Origin of the sequence: Nostoc sp. DedQUE02 (assembly GCF_034531035.1) — a bacterium.
Lineage (GTDB): Bacteria > Cyanobacteriota > Cyanobacteriia > Cyanobacteriales > Nostocaceae > Nostoc.
The window spans coordinates 61,596-80,847 of record NZ_JAVRBY020000038.1 but is presented as its reverse complement, the minus strand read 5'-3'; the positions used below and the strand labels follow the sequence as shown (position 1 = coordinate 80,847).

Below are 19,252 nucleotides of genomic sequence, written 5' to 3'. Positions count from 1 at the left end.
CATGTTTATCGTGTAGTTGCTTGGCGCGCGGCGCGGCTACACCGCGCCATTGCTTGTGACAGTTGCGTAAGTCCTGAGTTTATTAAAAAATATCCACCCGCTTATACCAATTTTGTAAAATCAGGCTCCAGATGTAAATCTAGAAACCCAGGTGAAATCTAATCAAGTCTTAATTACGAATTACAAATTACTATTATTTTCCCTGCCATAGCTGCCGCAACGACTGAAAAATCTTGACAAATCTCTCTTCTAGCCAGAGCATAACATAATCAAGCCATTCCAGAAGTTGTTCTAAAGGGTGCTTTACATAGCCGGTTAAAGTCGCTTTGGTTTCTATCCAGTCTGGCTGTGCCTCAACTTGACTGCTTTGGTGAAACTGCTGTTGCATTTCCCCTGTACGACTCTCGCTTTTAGCTTGGGAGATCCTAGCTTGAGTTTGTTTTGCAGAGGTGACTTTTGCAGATGTTTTTTGACTTGAGGCGAGATTACTAATTGGTTGTTTTCTTCGTACCAAACCAGATCCAAATTTAGATTGTTTTACACTCAAATTATTTTGGGGAAAAGGCTCAACTGATAAACTTGACACTAAAGCAGGATTTGTCCTTTGATAAAGTCTAACTGACTTGTCAGCAACCGTCTCGGTGTCACCAAATAAATCATTCCACGTTAGCCAAGGATCATCTTTTAAATCCTGATCCTCTAATTGAGGGCTTTTAGACAAGGCTTTTCTCAAGGGTAATGAGAATAGTTTACTTGTCAATCTCTCATTACTGGTTGTTGTCTCAAGTGTTTTTCTATTACCAACACCAAAAAAGTAATTAAGCGCCGCCTCAATCAAAGCCTGAAAATTCAGTGTATGAGTTTCCAAACCATTAGCATTGGGTGCAATTTCTCCTTTACCACCTAATTGCTCTTTGCCATAAAGAAAGATGTTGAACTGAGTTTGGGCAACTTGAACAATTTCTTGGCTACGTTCTTGTACCGGGATTAAAGCATTTGATTCCAACTTAGCAAAGGCTGTATCTAGAAATGTTAATAATTTATCTGTATTAAGTAAATCCTTTGGTATCCCTTCGGCTAAAACTGGAATTTTAGCTGGATTTACATCAGTAAGTTTTGCTAATAAATGGTCAATTTGTGGTAATATATCTGATTCTTTTTTAGCTATTATCAACTGCCAATACTTCCAATATTTAGCAATTTCATTAATAATCCTATCTTCTAATTTTGCCTGCTGTTGAGGTGTCAAAATATCTAGAATTTCATTGTCGGTAGTAACAAGTACTAAATTCCGATTCATCAAATTTGTGGCAATTCCCTGCACTATCGGAAAATGCTGTTGAAGGGTATTTTCCAAGAGTGAAGGGTTGAGACTTCCGGCTCGATTCTCTGTAATATTTGATGATTGAGTAAGATTAGCGTTATTCGTAGAGCTATTATCAACGGATTTGCTCTGAAAAACTCCTAAATAAGTCAAGGGATTGAAAGATACGACTGTTTTTGCCGGAGTCGAGGCGGCTTCATCAGATGACAGATCATAGACTGCTTGTAATACATGTTGAATGGGGCTATCAACATTTGGTAGAGTTTCGGGCTGGAAATCGGTATCATTTGGTTGTAACTTTAGTCTAGTTTGTGGTTCTTTGGTGTGTAGCGTTTTCCCAGATGATTCAGATGACTGAAACAGTAGATACACTGGGTAAAGTAATACCCCCACACCCCACTTAGTGGCAACTTGCAAATGCCGATAGGTGTGTTCCCACTGTTGTGTCACCCGCCGAGATTGCTGGTGGACAAAGTTAAATAGTCTGCTTTGATAACGACCAGAGGAACCAGAAGACATAGTAGTAATTTTTTAGTTCAAGTCTTGTTAAGTTGTGAGACTCGCGCCAAACAATAAAAACAACCAACACCTCATCTTAGCGAAAATATGACCCCGACTGTCTCTCAATCCCAGACCAAATTTATCTCACAAGTAATTGAGCAACTGCGCTCTTTTTGTCAAGTTGATTTTCAGCCTACTTGGCTATATGAGGAATCTGACCTGATTATTACTGATGTTGTAGCTGCTGATTTATCTAATTGGCAACCTGTTCATTTGAATGCGAAAGAACATATTGCTTGGATGGGCGGGAAAAAAGTGCTATGGCTAGTGCAAAGATTGGTGGTTCCTCAGGATTTACACGGTTATCCCTTAGCTGGCTTATCTTTGCGGCTGGCGCTGGTTTGGTGGGCAGATTCTGCTGAGATTTATGTAAATGGGGAGTTAGTGCTGGAGGGTGATTTATTTGATTGTTCGCCGAGAGTACTTCTTAGTCAAGGGGTAACGCCAGGGGAAGAGTTTATTGTAGCTTTGCGGTTAGTGAGTCCGGGACATTGTGATGGTGCTTTAGTGCGATCGCTCCTAGTTTATGAGTCTACTGTTGATAATAATCCCGATCCGGGTTTTGTGGCTAATGAGTTAGCTGTGGCGCAACTTTATTTGGAAAAGTTTGCGCCGGAGAAGTTGGATGTTTTGGCGGCGATGGTGGAGGAGGTTACGAACCGCCAAGACGCCAAGGACGCGTTCGCGCAGCGTCTCGAAGAGAAGGAAGAAAAGGGAGGGTTGGTAAAGTCGTTTTTGTCTCTACGTCAAAATTTAATTCAATCCGATATTTTAGCCCCCCTGCTTTTGAAGGGGGGTTGGGGGGATCAAAAATCTAAAATTTTCCTGTTGGGTCATGCTCATTTAGATTTAGCATGGCTATGGCCTGTGAGTGAAACTTGGAATGCGGCGCAAAACACTTTTGAGTCGATTCTGAAGTTGCAAGCAGATTTTCCTGAGTTAATTTTCTGTCATTCGACTCCCGCACTTTATGCTTGGATTGAGGAACATCGCCCGGATTTATTTGAGGCGATTCAAGCACAGGTAGCTTCGGGACGTTGGGAAGTTGTCGGCGGGATGTGGGTGGAACCGGAACTCAACATAATTGCTGGTGAATCAATAGTCCGTCAGCTATTGTATGGTCAGCGCTACATTCAGGAAAAATTTGGCAAGCTTTCAACTGTGGTGTGGGTTCCAGATTCTTTTGGTTTCTGTGCAAGTTTACCGCAGTTTTTCGCTAATGCTGGTATTGAGTATTTTGTGACGCAGAAGTTGCGATGGAATGATACTACTAAATTTGATTATGGGGCTTTTTGGTGGCGATCGCCTGATGGTAGCCAAGTCTTTAGTTTGATGTCTGCACCTATCGGTGAAGCTATAGACCCGGTTAAAATGGCATCCTACGCTCTTGAATGGCAAACCCAAACTGGTTTACCAGAATCTCTCTGGCTTCCCGGTGTCGGCGACCACGGCGGCGGCCCCACCCGTGATATGTTAGAAACCGCCCAACGCTGGCAAAAGTCACCTTTCTTCCCAGACTTAGAATTTACAACGGCTGAAAAGTATTTACAGCAAATCAGTAAAGAAGGCAGGAGGCAGGTGGTCACTGAGCGTAGTCGAAGTGAGGCAGGAGGCAGAATTCAGGAGTCAGAATTCAGGAGTCAGAATTCAGGAGTCAAGAGTTATTATTCTCCCCCTGCTTCCCCCTCATTCCCCACCTGGGATAACGAACTGTACTTAGAATTCCATCGTGGTTGCTACACTACCCACGCGGATCAAAAACGGTGGAATCGTCGTTGTGAAAATTTATTGTATCAAGCTGAACTATTTGCTACCTTGGCAACTGTAAGCTGTAGCATGACATATCCCAAAGCTGAAATCGAAGCAGCTTGGAAACTAGTGTTATTTCAACAGTTTCACGATATTTTACCTGGTTCTTCAATTACCCAAGTTTATTTGGATGCGTTGCCCCAATGGCAGCAAGTGGAACAAGTAGGAACGAAGATATTACAGGAATCACTTTTAGCGATCGCATCTCAGATTACTCTATCAGAACCACCAAAACCCAATAGTTTGCCTATTTTCGTTTTCAATTCTCTCAATTGGCAGCGTTCTGAGGTAGTCTCTGTAGCTTTACCCACGCCAGAGGAATGGCAGATTTACGATACTTCTGGAAAGCAGCTTGTCTCCCAATTATCTGAACCATCAACCCTACTATTTCTCGCTACCGAAATTCCACCCGTAGGCTACCGCATATTTTGGCTTTCCCCCTCATCTCCTTCATCTCCCCCACTTCCCCCACTTCTTCCAGACTGGATTTTAGAAAATGAATTTTTGCAAGTTGTTATAGATCCTGACACCGGAGATTTATCAAGTGTTTTTGACAAAACTTATCAACGAGAAGTTTTGAGTGGTGCGGGGAATCAACTACAAGCTTTTAAAGACAGTGGTCAATATTGGGATGCTTGGAATATTGACCCCAATTATGCCCAACATCCCTTACCCGCAACAAATCTTCAATCTATTCAGTGGTTAGAACAAGGCCCTGTGCAAAGTCGTGTGCGCGTGGTGCGTCAGTTGGGTGAATCGGAATTTTGCCAAGACTATATTCTGCAAGCTGGTTCACCTCTGCTGAACATAGCTACTACTGTCAACTGGCAAGAAAATCATGTATTAGTGAAAGCTGCTTTTCCTCTAAATGTCGAAGCAGACTTTGCTACTTATGAAATTCCCTCTGGGGCAATTCGCCGCCCAACCAAACCGCAAAACCCCGCAGAACAAGCAAAATGGGAAGTTCCCGCCTTACGTTGGGCTGATTTGACAGCAGAAGACACAATCCAAAATTGTTATGGTGTCAGTTTGCTGAATGATTGTAAATACGGTTACGACAGCAAACAAAATCAACTCCGCCTGACACTGCTACGCAGCCCTGATTGGCCAGACTCGGAGGCTGACCGAGGTTTTCACGAATTCACATATACCTTGTATCCTCATACTGGTAGCTGGGAATCAGCGCATACAGTACGGCGTGGCTATGAATTAAATATACCGTTGCAAGTGATATTGAATCCACTCAGCATAAACCCTAGCTATCCGCTAACAGCGCAGACTCAACGCCCGACTACGGCTAACAGCACTACTGAAGGAGTGAGTTTTTTAGATTTATCAGCTGAAAATTTAATCTTAATGGCCTTGAAGCCATCTGAGGATGATCCACAGCAGTTAATTCTGCGGTGTTATGAATGTCACGGAGAAACAGCCGAGTTATCTTTGCAAAGTGATTTAGGTCTGAATCTAGGAGAAACAGTAGATTTGTTAGAGCGTTCCTCTAGCACTGAATTCTCATATCAGCAACAAAACTTGACGATACAACCTTGGAAAATCGCTAGTTTCAAGGTAATCCCAGCGATTAATCCCAGGCTGGAGTAAGCCACTAGTGCTGTGTCAGTGGTCAGTTGTGGTTTTCCACAGACCATTGACAAATGACTCTTTTAATCTTCGTGGTCATCAAATGGATCGTTCAATTCCTTGCTAGGAGGGCCAAAGGAGGTATAAATCGAAATTCCGGTGATCGCAATCACCACGGCGGCCATAGAAATGCTAAGAACTATTGCGGGTTCCATAATTGAGGGATAGATGATGAGTGCTATTCTTATAGAATATTACAGAAGATTAAAAAAAGCTTTGGCAAGTAATATTAGGTGAACTATGGCACAAAGGACTAGGTTGGGAGATATCCTGAAACCACTTAACTCTGAGTATGGGAAAGTGGCTCCAGGTTGGGGTACTACCCCTGTGATGGCTGTTTTTATTTTGCTATTTTTCGTCTTTTTGCTGATTATTCTGCAACTTTACAATCAATCACTCTTGGTTCAGGATGTACTTGTCGATTGGCGGAGTTTAGGACGCTAAGGGATATACAGCAGCTATCAAGTTTGGATAACAAGTTAAGTTACACCCGGTTTATCCGGGTTTTTTTGTCAGTTGCGATTTCCTACTAGACTAACTATATATGCGAGTTTCTGTACTGGTTCTATAGTTTACAGGAGACAAAAAATGAATATATTTGGTATCGGTCTGCCGGAAATGGCTGTGATTATGGTAGTGGCACTGTTAATCTTTGGCCCCAAGAAGCTGCCAGAAATTGGTCGGAGTGTAGGTAAAACAATTCGTAGTTTCCAAGAAGCTTCCAAGGAGTTTCAAAATGAGTTTCAAAAAGAAGCAGAACAGTTAGAAGAAGCTGTAAAGACTACTGCTGAATTGGAACCTAAGCAAATCTACCCTGCTAAATCTGAGCAGGATACCGCTAGTTCTTCGTAACCTAAGTAAGTAGACGCGATTAAACCGAACTATGTAAAGTTTTGTATGGGGAAAGGGAAAAGGTTAAAGGGGAAAGGGGAAAGGAAAGAATTAAACCTTTACCCCTTACCTCTTACCCTTTTCCCCAGCCGAAGGCTTTTTCCCTTACCCTTTACCCTTCTTAATATAGTTATATTTATTTCCGTTGGCTTATTTAGCTAGTAGTCCGTCTCATGAGTTAGTAGGGTTGAGCAACTTCGTAGCCAGTACTAAAGTGCTGAATACGAACTCATCAAAATTCTTGAGACAAACTACTAAAATGCTGCATATCAATTGACTGTAGGCAAAATGACAGAAGCTGTTAAGCAACCAGCTTTGGTAATTCCCCAGCTAATTGTCGGGTTGGGGAATCCAGAAGCTAAGTATGACCAAACACGCCATAATATCGGCTTTGCGGCTGTAGAAGCTCTTTCCCGTTCTTGGCGCATTTCCTTAGCAGAAAACCGCAAGTTTCAGGGTGAGTATGGCGAGGGTATGGCCCCAAGTGGAGGTAAGATTCGCTTGCTAAAACCATTGACTTATATGAATCGCTCAGGACAGTCAATACAAGCGGTGACAAGTTGGTATAAATTGCCGCCTGAATCAGTGCTGATCATTTATGATGATATGGATTTGCCCTTGGGAAAAACTCGTCTGCGCTTGTCTGGTTCGGCTGGCGGACATAACGGCATGAAAAGTGCGATCGCACATCTTAGTACCCAAAACTTTCCCCGTTTGCGAATCGGTATTGGTAAACCCAAAGATGCAGCTAATAACGATGATTCCGGTGCTATCTCCCATGTACTGGGGCGATTTTCCGCTACCGAAAATCAGCAGATGTCTTTTGTACTTCAGTTCGTGGTTGAGTGTCTTGAACTAAGCCTTAAACAGGGTGTAGAAATGGCAATGAATGTTTGTAATAGCCGCACCATTAATAATTCTGAGTCTTAGGGTTAGATGAATACTACCCTATCTAGCTTCCTTTAGTAAGCTAACCAATGTTTAAAGGCGCTTATGTTGGTTGATGGGCAGCGATTTTAGCTTGCTCCATCCAACCAAGATAAAGCCCCTAATGCTTTTTGTGTATAGGGAAAGTGACTTATCTATACCCTAATTGCCAGTACGGCAGACTTTGCTAATTTTTGTAAAAAGAATGCCGATGTCTACGAGGGGCTATTCGGCGTTGCGCTGTTGCTTGTTTTCGGTCATAACCTCAAGCAAGGGCACTACCATACTAAATAGGTTTATTTAAAACGTCTTGTTCGTCTAGCCGTGACTGCCTTACGTTTACGCTTTTCTATCGGTGTTTCAAAGTGCCGATGATATTTCACATCAGCTAATATCCCAGCTTTGGAAACCTGGCGTTTAAACCGCCGCAAAGCTGAATCTATTCCTTCGTTCTCTCCTAGAACAACCTGGGTCATTCTTGCCTTTTCCTCATCATCAATAGTTTCCATTCTAATATTACCCTCAACCTTAGTAAAACCCCCTGAGCTACAGTCATGATTAAGAGGCTATTTGTCCATCTGAGGCGGGTTATGGTGCTTCTGCCTGGTAAAATCGGCGCTTAACTAAAAGTTAATCTAAGTGCCCTAATTGACTCTCAGAAGCAATAGAGAGGCTGGGGAAATTATGATGATAAATTTTTATAGCTGTACTATGATCTTGATAAAAATGTAGCTTTAGCTACTAAGTTAGACGAGAAAACATAATGATATTTATAGATGTTAAAAGTTGATTCTGCCCTCATTTAGTAATTTATATCCAGATGCTAATGCTGTAAAAGCAATTATGAAATTCCATAAGCTAGTTGGCTTTAAAATAACTCCACCACTTAAGAAAACTAGTACTATGCCAATGCCTAAAAAAACCCATCCTAAGTTACGAGTTTCTCTACGAAAAAAACTAATGCAAATATACCCGCCATAGTTGTCAAAACTGAAGCTGTAGCCGATAAGCTTTGGTAAAAATATGAATAGTAACCGCTAACAAATATGATGTTTTTACGAAAAAATTATAGTCCTGTGAAAAGTAGGATTATACCTATAAATTTGATTAATAACCTACCCATAATATTTTGACATTTTTAATGGCTGAAGCCAATTTTAACCCAATTGTAGTAAACTTTAAAAAGTAATAAATTGTACTTTGCAATAAAATTTTCTAAGTAAATATGCTGAAAAAGATCCAAGATTGTCTAAAAATCTCAATACAAGTAACTTTGATTACATAAAATAGTCCTTGCCAGTGTTTTATCAAGGTGCTTTAATAGCGATGTCTGACGACAAGAAGCAGAGCTTCTACGCATTCTGCAAAACAGTCCTACTTACAGCTTATGTACAAAACGCGCAGGGACTCAACATCGCTGCTGTGGTTGATAAAATTACAGACTCAAAACATTAAACTCAAAGATATGACAAGCTAGTAGCATATCTTTGACATTAAATTCTCCCAAAAGCTGAATAGGAGCATACATGGAACCAATTATTGCTATAGTTTTAGCCCTTATAGGTTATGCCTTAGGTTCTGCAAAACTGATTAATCAAGGAAATGAAGCCCTAGTCGAACGCCTGGGGCGGTATCATCGGAAACTTAAGCCAGGGCTGAACTTTATTGTTCCCTTGGTAGATCAGGTTGTGATGGAAGATACTACGCGAGAGCAGTTCTTAGACATCAAACCTCAGAATGTAATCACCCAAGATAATATTTACGTAGAAGTGGACGCTATTGTATACTGGCGCATTCGAGATATTGTGAAAAGCTTTTACGAAATTGAGGATCTGCAAGGATCATTGATACAAATAACCACAACCACGCTCCGGGAAATCATTGCTCAGAATACCCTAGAGCAGACTAACGTTTCTAGAGCAGAGATGGACTCAGCCATATTAGACCAGTTGAATAATGTAACGGCAGATTGGGGAGTTGAGATTCTCCGGTTAGATATCCAGAGAATTACTCTACCTGAAAGTGTGCGAAAGTCTAGGGAAGAGGAACAAGCCGCCGTCATCAAAAAACGGGCGTTGATTACCGAAGCAGAAGGGGAAAAGGAAGCTGCCATTAAGAAAGCAGAAGGAACTATGGCTTCAGTGCAAATCATTTCTCAAGCTCTCCGTTCCAATCCTGACAGTAGGGACATTCTGCGGTATCTTGTGGCTCAAGATTACGTAGACGCTAGCCAAAAACTTGGTGAGAGCACTAATGCCAAAATTGTCTTTGTAGACCCAGCTAACTCAAGTGAAATGTTTCAGGAGTTGATAGCCCACCCAGAAAATCCAGAAGGTAACGGCAAAAAACACGAAAACGGTAATACTTAACAATCACCTTGTGCAGCTTGTCTCAGTAGCGCATCAGCTACTAGTGAAACATCGTGCATTTCTTGAACATCATGAACTCGGAGGATATCAGCGCCATTAAAAATAGCAGCACAACAAGCTGCTGCCGTTCCCCAAACTCGTGCTTTGGGATCTGGTTGATTTAAAATCCGACCAATGAAACTTTTACGAGATGCTCCTACCAAGATAGGACAGTTGAGTGTTGTGAGCGATCGCAAACCGCGAAAAATTTCTAAATTTTGCTCATAGTTTTTAGCGAAACCAATACCAGGATCAATAATAATTTTTTCCAAGTCAATACCCGCAGAAGTTGCTGCCTCAATTTGCCCAGCCAAAAAACTATAAATCTCACCAAGCAAATCTTGATAATCAGTCTGTTGTTGCATTGTCTGTGGTGTTCCCCGGATGTGCATTAAAATCATCGGCACACCTAACTCTGCCACTGTTGTCAACATTTCTGAGTCAAAAGTGCCGCCAGAAATATCATTAATAATATCGGCTCCAGCTTCTACAGATGCCTTGGCTACAGCAGCACGGGTTGTATCTACAGAAATTGGGACTGAAATCTCTGGCCTTAGCACCTGTAACACCGATAACACTCGGTCAAGTTCCTCAGTCAGAGTGATTTGCTTTGCCCCTGGTCGAGTTGATTGACCGCCCACATCGATGATGTCAGCACCAGCAGCCACCAGTGCTTGTGCCTGTACTAAAGCGGTAGAAGAAGTGTTAAACTCACCCCCATCACTAAAGCTATCAGGCGTCACATTCAAAATGCCCATTAAATAAGTTCGCTGTCCCCAGTCGAAACAGCGTTCTCGAATTATCAAATTGCTTGGCATAAATCTACATTAGGCATTCCCATGCAGAGCATGGGAACGAAAAGAAAGCATATTACACTAAGTGAAAATTCACAATCCGAGCGAAACTTTCAGGTTCTAAACTTGCTCCTCCCACTAAAACGCCATCGATTTCTGGTTGAGCCATGATTTCATCAATATTATTTGGCTTGACTGAGCCACCATATTGAATTGATACATCTGGATTACTCAACTGGCTCCGAATTAAGCCAATTATTCGATTAGCTTCCACTGCTTCACAAGTGTCACCAGTGCCAATTGCCCAAATTGGCTCGTAGGCAATCACCAAATTATTCTGATCGATATCTACCAAACCTTTATCGAGTTGGAGAGCAATCAGCGATTCAGTTTCTCCTGCATCTCGTTGTTGTTTAGTTTCACCAACACAGAGAATAGGGGTCAAACCAAACCTTTGAGCAGTTCGGAGGCGCAGATTAACGGTTGCATCCGTTTCACCAAAGTATTGTCGTCGTTCGCTATGACCGACAATCACAAAGCGCACACCACTTTCTGTCAGCATTGGGCCAGAAATCTCACCTGTATAGGCTCCAAATTCTTCCCAATGAATGTTTTGTGCCCCCAGTTGGATGAGGCTACCGTGCAAAGTTTTGGACAAAACACTTAAATTAGTGAATGGAGGGCACAATATCACTTCTCGCCCTTGGGGGGTTTCTTCTAAGTGGGGCAGAAATCCTTGTAAAAACTCCTGGGTTTCTGCCTGGGTTTTGAACATTTTCCAGTTGCCGGCAATAACGATTTTCCGCACAGGTAATTTAGTCAAGATTCTAACGTGCTATTTAGATGCATTTTTCAGTTTATGACGTTTTGTTAGCCATTGGTTATTAGTCATTGGGCATTGGGCATTGGGCATTGGGCATTGGGCATATTTATTCCCCTTGCCCCTTGTCTCCTTTGTCTGCATCGTCTCGCCAAACCCCTCATAAAAATAACTAGGATAGTAAATGAACTGTATCTAAAATTTAAAATCTAAAATTTAAAATCTAAAATCTCAAATTAATATGACTTCGCCATTACCCGTGCCTGAACCTCATCAAAGCGATTCTGCTAACACTGACGGAAATTCTCTCAGCTGGGAGGAAGAATTGGATAGTGCTATTTTCAGTTTTGAAGATATTCAGACGGAACTGAACTATAAACAAGCGCAAACAGCGTTGCGAAACTTGGTAGCCAATCTCGACCTTACTCCCCAGGAAAAAAGCGGGTTAGAGGCAGAAATTGCTGATTTGGAAACCATGCTGGGAAAGTTAGACCGGATGGTGGTGCAGATTGCGGCTTTTGGGATGGTAGGACGTGGGAAGTCTTCGCTACTCAATTCTTTGATTGGGCAAACGGTATTTGAAACTGGGCCGCTACACGGTGTCACCCGGACTGCACAAACAGTTAATTGGAGTATTAGCGAAGAGATGATTGGGGAAACTGAACGTGCTTTGCGTGTCACTCTCCCTGGTGTAGGTCAATCCCAGGTGGAATTAATTGATACTCCTGGGTTAGATGAAGTAGATGGTGCAACCCGCGCCGCCTTAGCTGAACAGATTGCCAAACAAGCAGATTTGATTCTGTTTGTGATATCTGGCGATATGACAAAACTGGAATACATGGCTCTTTCTCAGTTGCGGGAAGCAGGTAAACCGATCATTCTGGTGTTTAACAAAGTAGACCAGTATCCAGAAGCAGACCGGATGGCAATTTATCACAAAATCCGGGATGAAAGGGTGCGGGAATTACTCACACCTTTGGAAATTGTTATGGCTGCGGCATCGCCATTGGTGAAGACGGCGATTCGTCGCCCTGATGGTACGAGGGGCATACAGTTACGTACAGGGAATGCCCAAGTCGAGGAACTGAAGCTGAAAATCTTGGAAATTCTGCATCGTGAGGGCAAAGCTTTGGTTGCTCTTAATACCATGCTTTATGCCGATATTGTAAATGAGCAGTTAATCGAGCGAAAACTGATGATTCGGGAACAGAATGCTAATCAGTTGATTTGGAAAGCTGTGATGACTAAGGCATTAGCGATCGCACTCAATCCTGTAACTGTGGTAGATATTCTGAGTAGTGTGGTTATTGATATTGCTCTGATTTTGGGTTTATCTAAACTCTATGGCTTCTCCATGACGGAAGCCGGGGCTGTACAATTGCTACAAAAAATCGCCCTGAGTATGGGCGGCATCGGTGCTAGTGAATTGTTAGCAAATCTAGGCTTGAGTGGATTAAAAACTTTACTGGGAATCTCTGCAACAGCTACGGGTGGCATTGCGCTAGGCCCTTATGTATCGGTGGCACTCACCCAAGGGGGAGTAGCTGGTGTTTCTTCTTACGGTATTGGACAAGTTACCAAAGTTTATTTAGCCAATGGCGCAACTTGGGGGCCCGATGGCCCGAAAGCAGTGATTAATCGGATTTTGGCAAACTTGGATGAAGCTTCAATTCTTAACCGCATTAAAGATGAATTACTCCACAAAGTAAAACTCAAAAAGTGATGCATAAATAAGGTTTGGTTAGCTATATTTATCCTGAGAATATTCCTATATCACGCCACTGACTTCTCCGGTTAAAACAGAGTGCGTCTAAGCTTACTTGAACTAATTCGTAATTACAAATTACAAATTATTTTAGCTACTTGTATTTTGCTCAAGCCAAGCAACTAAATCAAATATAGCAATCCTATTTGATCTGTGAAATTAGTCGTGAAGGTAGGCAATAGGGAATAGGCAATAGGCAACAGATTTTTTTCACGAATTATTTAGGATTGCTATACATTTGAAGAATCTAAAAATTCTTCTCCTAATTGTTCAGTAGATGAGACTCGAATTATCTCAACTATTGATGAATCAATTTCTCCAACTCACCGATTTAACTGACGATTTAAGAAGCGAAAAGCTTCTTGTTGTTCTCCTTTCTGGAAAATATCTTGATAAATCACTGAATTTTTGCATAAAATCCTCCCGCAATAATTGATTAATAAAATCTTTCTCAAACTTCAACCATGCTAAAATCTCTGTATAAGCAGCAGTATTTTGTCTGGTTTCGATATCTGAAATTTTAGCAATTTTCTCGGCCCTGTATTTGGCTATGGGCAGGCAAGACACCCACTCTAATTAGGCTGGAATAGCTTATTTTAAAGCGCAGAAATATCATCAAATGCAGTTTTGTAAGCATTAGCAGTTTCTATGCCAAAACCTCCAGCTTCGATATGACGAACTAGCGATTGAATGATGGGTGTAGCAATACTAATACCAAATAAAGCATTGAAGCCTGCAACAACCACTGGTGCTGACAAAATAACTGTAAATTCTGGAAATAAAGCTAACACAGCTACCAAGACCAAAAAAACAATTGGTGTCGCAATACCTGCTGCCTTTGCTGCTTCAAAAATTAGATTTTTATACTCTTCAACAGTAATATCACCCCGATAAAGATCCAAAGAATAAGAAATCGCCGTGACTACAACCTGAGTGAGAATAGCTGTTCCCGTTGCAGTAATCCCAAGTTTCGCTATTGTCCCAGAATTGCTAACAATAGAATCTACCGCATTATAAACTCGAATATAAAACTGTTCGCCAACAGTCATTACTTTGGCTCCTCGGCGGAGATTGTCAACACCTACTTCCCAAAGAATATTATCAGCAGCATTCGATCCACCTTGGGAACGTGGCTTGATGTGACTACCATGCTTATCTCTAAGAAATTGACGAATTGTATATTCTTTACCTCCAAGCTTTGATATGCCAGGAATTTTCTCAAAAAGCTTCATGACATCTGCATCAGAGCGAGGTAAGTCTCGTACCCGAACACCAGCACGATATCTCAGCCTATTTGCAATCTTGGGCATCTCTTGGGCTAATTCGGCAGCTGTCTTTGGTAAATTTTGCAAAGCATCAGCCATAACCATGCTAGATGCGGCAACTCCAACAGCAGTTTGTTGAAATGTTTTACTAACATTTTGAACAGTTTCAAAACTTGACTGTACTGCTATGGTTGACAAACTTTGCAAATCATTAACTGCATGGACACTTGAAGTAGTCATCTCGCTAGTAGCGTTCTTGATTCCATCAACTACCTCATCCATCCCGTTTATTACATTGCTGGCTGTTTCTTGAGCTTTATCTCTAACTGTATCTGCCAACTTCTGTGCTTGGTTGATAAAATCCATGTTTTCTGCTGTAGAGTGTTTGCTCCAGTTTCTCTTTCTCAAACTAAGAAGCACCTCAGCATTAATGACGAATTTACTTACAAAATTTTTAAAGATATAGTAATCATTTTATATTATTTCTATATGTTGCTTCCAAAAACTTTACTGTCCAACTATGGACAGCAGATGACGCTATTATGCAGTCTTAGCCATAAACTTGTAAATCGACTATCAGTAATGGTCATACCAATTGCTAAAAAATAGTCTCATGGTTTGAGGTTTAGCGATTTAGTAAAAGATGCTCCATTTGTTTTTAGTTCTTCAAATGATGGAGTTATTATTACAGCCTCAACAGCATAATTTTTCTTCATACAAAGCAGACTTATTCGATATAATAATTTATTCAGGAATTTCTCAATTACGCCGCTAAAAATGCTGACTAGGAAAATCCAATTAAATTGAGCTTTGAAACTCGGAACTTGAGTTTCAGAACATGACATTCCCAGTTCTATACTCAAACTCCGAGTTTCTGAGCTTCTAACTTTCAACCTATTAAGCAAAATTGCCGATAGATTTTCTGCGCTATTGATGCTTACGACTGCACTTTTCCAGATTTACAGATGAAATTGCGCCTTCATCAACTTTTAGTTTCTACCTTTGAAAGAGTTTAGCCATTCTTGAACTTGCTCTCTTGCAATATCGCGCCCTCCAAGACCAAAAGCTAGGGCAATAGCAACTGCGATCGCACCTAGTAAAAGTCCAAAGGCTAAATTCACAATATCACTGGCAACTCCGATCTGTTGCAGTGCCATTGCCGAGACTAAGGCAATAATTGCAATCCGCGCCACTTGTCCCAAAATCTGGGCTTGGCGGTCGCCAGAACTGGTAATGATGTTAAAAGCCAGATTTGCCAGGAATAAGCCAATGGCAAAAATTACCAATCCCGCCAAAATCCGCCCGAATATAATCACAATCCCAGACACTAATGCTGTCAGGGCTGGAATATTCAAGATATTCACCGCCGCCACCGTGGCAAACAGCATGATCCCCACTAAAGCAACAATGCCTACAATTTCCGATGGAGTGCGAGTTGAAATTGGGGAGTTTGTTGGTTCAGTTGAAATTTCAATTCGTCTGCTGGGTGTTGTTAGACCCAGGATAGTGAAAATGTTATTAAAGCCTAAATTGGTGAGGATACTTGTAACCAAATCTGCAATAAATCGCCCGACGAAATAGGCAACAATCAAAATTGCCACGGCTGTAAAGATGGCGGGTAGAGCGTTGAGAACCTGTTGCAGCATGGCGATCGCCGGGACAGATATCGCATCAATTCGCAAGGCATTCAGCGCTGCGATCGCCACAGGAATCAAAATTAAAACATAGACAATTGTGCCGATAATACTGGATAGAGGTTGCACTCCCGCACTTGTAGATAATCCCAAGCGACTACCTAAATGGTCGATGCCAGTTGTTGCCAGTAAGTTCGTTACAATTCGCCGCACGACATTAGCGATGAACCAGCCAACTACAGCAATTAAGATCGCCGCTAAAATGTTCGGCAGAATTAGCAGAATTTGTGTAATCAGAGCTTGTACTGGTTGTAGAGCCTGCCTGAGTCCAAGAGTATCCAAAACTGGGGCAAGAAACAGTAAAAATATAAACCAATACAGAGCATTGCCAATCGTCTCACTCAGAGACACCTGATTGAGGCTGGGTGCGCTGTTTTCTGGTTCTGGATTCAAACGCTCATCCAGGTTAAATGCCTGTAATGAGCGCACAGTGATAATCTTCACAATTGTCGCCAAAAACCAGGCGGCTGCCAAAAGGATTCCCGCGCCAACTAACTTTGGCAAAAAGCCAATCAGTTGATCGAGAAAACTATTGAGGGGTCGAGAAGCAATTTCCAAATCCAATGTCTGTAAAACAGCTACCGCAGTCAAAAGGAGAATGCTCCAAAAGACTAAGCTGGAGATGAATTTCTCAACTTGGGGAACATCCTGACGACCCGTTATCCCTGAGGCAATGCGGTTATCTATGTTTGTGCGCTTGAGAATTCCTTGCGTCACTGCTGCTGCGATCGCTGCAATTAGCCAACCCACTAACAAAATTGCCACTGCCCCTAATAAACGAGGCGTAAACAGAATCAACTGTTGTACAATACCTTGCACATCAGCGATTCCTTGATTTATTGCTGGTTGCACTGGTTGCAGGCTGGGCGATTGTGCCAAAAATGGCTGCACCCTTGTGGATAAACTAACTCCAATCACCTGGGTTATTTCTTGCCAAGTTGTGTTCATGGTTTTCGGGAATTATGCTTAAGTATTCGCCGCAAACACTGACTCAGTGTTTTGCCTATCAATTTACCAGTAAAAACACACATATATTGATTGATATCAAGACTAATTTTGGACTTTGTTACTAAATATTTGATTTAATCTACTGACAGTGCTGAATTTTGCGTTACTCTAATTGCAGCAACAGCATCGAGATATATAGGTTTGATTTCTGAAAAAATTCAGTACAACTCAAGGAGCCTTCTTGACTGTTGCAAGAGTGCCTATTGCCTATTGCCTCCTTCCCTATTGCCTATTGCCTCTTACACAAATAAGTTTAGAAATCAAATCGGATTGCTATAGAATGTCCCAAGTTTTGGAACAATCGATTCAAATTAATGCTACAGCTACGGTGGTGGAGCGCTGTATTAGCGATTTGACTCTCATGCACCGTTGGCTCAACCCCGTACTCCGTTGCGAACCTGTGGGTGAAGCTTGGAGTACTAATATCGGCAGTAAAAGTCGTTTTATTATTCAAATTCCTTTACTGAAACCCACATTGAATAGCGTAGTTGTAGAACGGCAACCGGGTTTGGTAGTCTGGGAATTTCAGGGATTTTTTCAAGGGCGCGATCGCTGGGAATGTCAACCTATAGAAAAGGGAACGCTTCTATTGAACCGCTTTGAGTACGATATCCCCAACCCCTTAGTTAGCTGGGGTTTCAACACCTTTGCTGCATCTTGGACAAAAGAAGATATGCAAGCCCAGCTGCGTCGGCTCAAACGAGTCGCAGAAAATTCCTAATTCGTAATTGAGCATTGAGCATTGCTTATTTCTCCCCCTGCCTCCTCTGCTCCTCTGCTCCCCCTGCTCTCCATTCCCTACTTCTCTTTACCCAATTCGGTAAGTAGCCGCCTAATCACAGACGCATCTTCGGCATCAGGAACTTTTGCTAAATAATTTTGTAAGTCGTCTACGGCTTGGGGGTAGTAACCGAGTTGATAATAGATCAAGCCGCGATCGCGCAATTCTAAAGTTAAGCCAGGAAACAGCAACAAAATTCGTTCAACTGCTGCTAGGGTTTTTTCTAACTCTTGCTGTTTAAGATAAATAAATTTTAAATTTGTCAGCATCCTTGCCAAAAATTGCCGATTACTGACTACAGCTAAAAATTCTGGTTGTAGCGTTACAGGTTGCTGATAAAGTTGAGATAGGCGTTCTTCACAATCTTGGGCAAATATTATTTCACCGCCATTAAAAGCATCCACAAAAATCTCTATATCGGGAATATCTGGGCGAATCAGGAAATGTCCTGGCATTCCTACACCTACCATCGGAAAATCAATCCGTCGAGCAACCTCTAGGTAAACCAACGCCAAGCTAATGGGAATTCCTAATCGGCGGTCAATTACATCATTGAAAAAGCTGTTGCGCGGGTCGTAATAGTCAATTTTATTACCAGAAAATTTTAAATCTTCGTATAGATACTGATTAATACTTTGAACTATCCGCAAAGGATATCGTGAATCAGGCAAGCGTTCTTGTAGCTCCCATGCCATTGTATCAAGGGCATTGAGATATTCTTCTAGGTCTAGATTGGGATATTCTTCTAGTGCAATATACAGAGCTGCCTTTGCTAACTCAATGTGTTCGTCAGACTGCTGAATCTCCTGATAAAAATATTGTCGTGCTGACGAGAAATTCATAAGCTGTCGCTCGCTGAAAGTGTGAGGGTGAAGCCGTAGCTACGCCTAAATCAGGCATCGCGGCTTGGCTAAAAGTAGTTTTTGTATCTATCTTTATCTTATGGATATTCACAAGTTTTGGAAATTTAGTTTTTAGATAGTCTTACAGCAGAATTCAGGAGTCAGGATTCAGAATAGGCTTGTTAGTGATGTCTATCACGATCTGCGCCCATCCAAAGCATATTGTGTAATACAAATATGTATTACTGGACATAAAATCCGATAAATTTATACAACTTTTATACAGTTATTAATTTAGTAGTAGCTGTAACATCGCAGTTAAAGCTTTACATACTATGGTTTTGATAATTTTTATATTTTAGTAAGAATACAAATTAATATTATAAATTTTTAGTGAATACCAGTAATAATACTTGTTTTTCCAACTCTATTTACCAATAATGCTCATGGCTATATACTTTAGCTGAAATCAAGTTAATACTATGCCAGTAGCCTAATAAATACTGCTTGGATGTGCGATCGCAGCGAAAGGCCAAATCTTCGCCTGCTATGGCAGAATTTGTTAAAGCTAGGTATCAAAATCTGGCTTTTTGTATAAATATAAATACTTAGTAAAATTAACAGAGTGGCATTTTTAGCTACAGCGCGGATAGCTGGGCGATCGCATCTAAAGATAAGATTAGGGATCAAGGTCAGAATAAAGACTATAACCACAGCCGCCAAAC

General features: G+C 41.5%; 15 protein-coding genes and 2 pseudogenes. 7 read left to right on the top strand and 10 right to left on the bottom strand.

What is annotated here, in order from left to right; translation table 11 throughout:
* Positions 1-193: 193 nt before the first annotated feature.
* Entirely contained in the window at positions 194-1,843 is a 1,650-nt protein-coding gene (locus RMX98_RS24330) for a hypothetical protein (RefSeq protein ID WP_322681517.1), read from the bottom strand.
* Between the two features lie 87 nt (positions 1,844-1,930).
* On the opposite strand from RMX98_RS24330, the gene RMX98_RS24325 reads away from it, so the two are divergent.
* Entirely contained in the window at positions 1,931-5,293 is a 3,363-nt protein-coding gene (locus RMX98_RS24325) for an alpha-mannosidase (protein WP_322681518.1), read from the top strand.
* 62 nt (positions 5,294-5,355) lie between these two features.
* Here the strand turns inward: RMX98_RS24325 and psbN are convergent, their stop codons facing one another.
* Entirely contained in the window at positions 5,356-5,487 is a 132-nt protein-coding gene (gene psbN / locus RMX98_RS24320) for a photosystem II reaction center protein PsbN (RefSeq protein ID WP_174708134.1), read from the bottom strand.
* A gap of 85 nt (positions 5,488-5,572) precedes the next feature.
* Here psbN and psbH point away from each other — a divergent pair, with 85 nt between their 5' ends.
* The 3 genes from psbH to pth all read left to right on the top strand — a co-directional run bounded on the left by psbH (position 5,573) and on the right by pth (position 7,153).
* Positions 5,573-5,776 carry a photosystem II reaction center phosphoprotein PsbH gene (gene psbH / locus RMX98_RS24315; RefSeq protein WP_322681519.1) on the top strand — a complete coding sequence of 68 codons (204 nt, stop codon included), beginning with the start codon at positions 5,573-5,575 and terminating at the stop codon, positions 5,774-5,776.
* 144 nt (positions 5,777-5,920) lie between these two features.
* Positions 5,921-6,184, top strand: coding sequence for a TatA/E family twin arginine-targeting protein translocase (locus RMX98_RS24310; RefSeq protein ID WP_322681520.1), 264 nt, complete (start codon positions 5,921-5,923; stop codon positions 6,182-6,184).
* A gap of 327 nt (positions 6,185-6,511) precedes the next feature.
* Entirely contained in the window at positions 6,512-7,153 is a 642-nt protein-coding gene (gene pth / locus RMX98_RS24305; RefSeq protein WP_322681521.1) for an aminoacyl-tRNA hydrolase, read from the top strand.
* Positions 7,154-7,446: 293 nt separating this feature from the next.
* Here pth and rpsU read toward each other — a convergent pair whose 3' ends face one another.
* Together rpsU and RMX98_RS24295 are read right to left on the bottom strand one after the other, a co-directional pair.
* Positions 7,447-7,626: a 30S ribosomal protein S21 gene (gene rpsU, locus RMX98_RS24300; protein WP_322681522.1), complete on the bottom strand. Its 180-nt coding sequence runs from the start codon at positions 7,624-7,626 to the stop codon at positions 7,447-7,449.
* A gap of 303 nt (positions 7,627-7,929) precedes the next feature.
* A pseudogene (locus RMX98_RS24295) lies at positions 7,930-8,273 on the bottom strand (hypothetical protein).
* 403 nt (positions 8,274-8,676) lie between these two features.
* Here RMX98_RS24295 and RMX98_RS24290 point away from each other — a divergent pair.
* The gene (locus RMX98_RS24290) at positions 8,677-9,519 is read left to right on the top strand and encodes an SPFH domain-containing protein (RefSeq protein WP_322681523.1); all 843 of its coding nucleotides are present in this window, start codon (positions 8,677-8,679) and stop codon (positions 9,517-9,519) included.
* Here the strand turns inward: RMX98_RS24290 and folP are convergent.
* Both folP and tpiA read right to left on the bottom strand, forming a co-directional pair.
* Entirely contained in the window at positions 9,516-10,376 is an 861-nt protein-coding gene (folP, locus tag RMX98_RS24285) for a dihydropteroate synthase (protein WP_322681524.1), read from the bottom strand. The two genes, RMX98_RS24290 and folP, sit on opposite strands and share 4 nt — an antisense overlap.
* A gap of 52 nt (positions 10,377-10,428) precedes the next feature.
* The gene (gene tpiA, locus RMX98_RS24280) at positions 10,429-11,160 is read right to left on the bottom strand and encodes a triose-phosphate isomerase (RefSeq protein WP_322681545.1); all 732 of its coding nucleotides are present in this window, start codon (positions 11,158-11,160) and stop codon (positions 10,429-10,431) included.
* A 253-nt stretch (positions 11,161-11,413) separates the two neighbouring features.
* Between tpiA and RMX98_RS24275 the strand changes: the two genes are divergently transcribed.
* Positions 11,414-12,895 (top strand): GTP-binding protein, encoded by a 1,482-nt coding sequence (locus RMX98_RS24275; RefSeq protein ID WP_322681525.1) that lies wholly within the window; start codon positions 11,414-11,416, stop codon positions 12,893-12,895.
* 272 nt (positions 12,896-13,167) lie between these two features.
* On the opposite strand, the pseudogene RMX98_RS24270 reads toward RMX98_RS24275, so the two are convergent.
* The 3 genes and pseudogenes from RMX98_RS24270 to RMX98_RS24260 all read right to left on the bottom strand — a co-directional run.
* Positions 13,168-13,474, bottom strand: a pseudogene (locus RMX98_RS24270) (DUF4351 domain-containing protein); the annotation flags it as partial.
* Positions 13,475-13,533: 59 nt separating this feature from the next.
* Positions 13,534-14,568, bottom strand: a complete 1,035-nt coding sequence (locus tag RMX98_RS24265; RefSeq protein ID WP_322681526.1) for an HNH endonuclease — start codon at positions 14,566-14,568, stop codon at positions 13,534-13,536.
* A gap of 623 nt (positions 14,569-15,191) precedes the next feature.
* The gene (locus RMX98_RS24260) at positions 15,192-16,844 is read right to left on the bottom strand and encodes a mechanosensitive ion channel (protein WP_322681527.1); all 1,653 of its coding nucleotides are present in this window, start codon (positions 16,842-16,844) and stop codon (positions 15,192-15,194) included.
* Positions 16,845-17,184: 340 nt separating this feature from the next.
* On the opposite strand from RMX98_RS24260, the gene RMX98_RS24255 reads away from it, so the two are divergent.
* Positions 17,185-17,625 (top strand): SRPBCC family protein, encoded by a 441-nt coding sequence (locus RMX98_RS24255; protein ID WP_322681528.1) that lies wholly within the window; start codon positions 17,185-17,187, stop codon positions 17,623-17,625.
* A 77-nt stretch (positions 17,626-17,702) separates the two neighbouring features.
* Here RMX98_RS24255 and RMX98_RS24250 read toward each other — a convergent pair whose 3' ends face one another.
* Entirely contained in the window at positions 17,703-18,527 is an 825-nt protein-coding gene (locus RMX98_RS24250) for a SirB1 family protein (RefSeq protein ID WP_322681529.1), read from the bottom strand.
* Positions 18,528-19,252: the final 725 nt, after the last annotated feature.

What these genes read in the sequence shown, in the direction of transcription:
- pth (WP_322681521.1), top strand. Translation starts at nt 6,512, where the DNA reads ATGACAGAAGCTGTTAAGCAACCAGCTTTGGTAATTCCCCAGCTAATT.
- RMX98_RS24260 (WP_322681527.1), bottom strand. Translation starts at nt 16,844, where the DNA reads ATGAACACAACTTGGCAAGAAATAACCCAGGTGATTGGAGTTAGTTTA.
- RMX98_RS24325 (WP_322681518.1), top strand. Translation starts at nt 1,931, where the DNA reads ATGACCCCGACTGTCTCTCAATCCCAGACCAAATTTATCTCACAAGTA.
- RMX98_RS24265 (WP_322681526.1), bottom strand. Translation starts at nt 14,568, where the DNA reads ATGGATTTTATCAACCAAGCACAGAAGTTGGCAGATACAGTTAGAGAT.
- psbN (WP_174708134.1), bottom strand. Translation starts at nt 5,487, where the DNA reads ATGGAACCCGCAATAGTTCTTAGCATTTCTATGGCCGCCGTGGTGATT.
- RMX98_RS24310 (WP_322681520.1), top strand. Translation starts at nt 5,921, where the DNA reads ATGAATATATTTGGTATCGGTCTGCCGGAAATGGCTGTGATTATGGTA.
- RMX98_RS24275 (WP_322681525.1), top strand. Translation starts at nt 11,414, where the DNA reads ATGACTTCGCCATTACCCGTGCCTGAACCTCATCAAAGCGATTCTGCT.
- psbH (WP_322681519.1), top strand. Translation starts at nt 5,573, where the DNA reads ATGGCACAAAGGACTAGGTTGGGAGATATCCTGAAACCACTTAACTCT.
- RMX98_RS24250 (WP_322681529.1), bottom strand. Translation starts at nt 18,527, where the DNA reads ATGAATTTCTCGTCAGCACGACAATATTTTTATCAGGAGATTCAGCAG.
- RMX98_RS24290 (WP_322681523.1), top strand. Translation starts at nt 8,677, where the DNA reads ATGGAACCAATTATTGCTATAGTTTTAGCCCTTATAGGTTATGCCTTA.
- rpsU (WP_322681522.1), bottom strand. Translation starts at nt 7,626, where the DNA reads ATGACCCAGGTTGTTCTAGGAGAGAACGAAGGAATAGATTCAGCTTTG.
- RMX98_RS24255 (WP_322681528.1), top strand. Translation starts at nt 17,185, where the DNA reads ATGTCCCAAGTTTTGGAACAATCGATTCAAATTAATGCTACAGCTACG.
- folP (WP_322681524.1), bottom strand. Translation starts at nt 10,376, where the DNA reads ATGCCAAGCAATTTGATAATTCGAGAACGCTGTTTCGACTGGGGACAG.
- RMX98_RS24330 (WP_322681517.1), bottom strand. Translation starts at nt 1,843, where the DNA reads ATGTCTTCTGGTTCCTCTGGTCGTTATCAAAGCAGACTATTTAACTTT.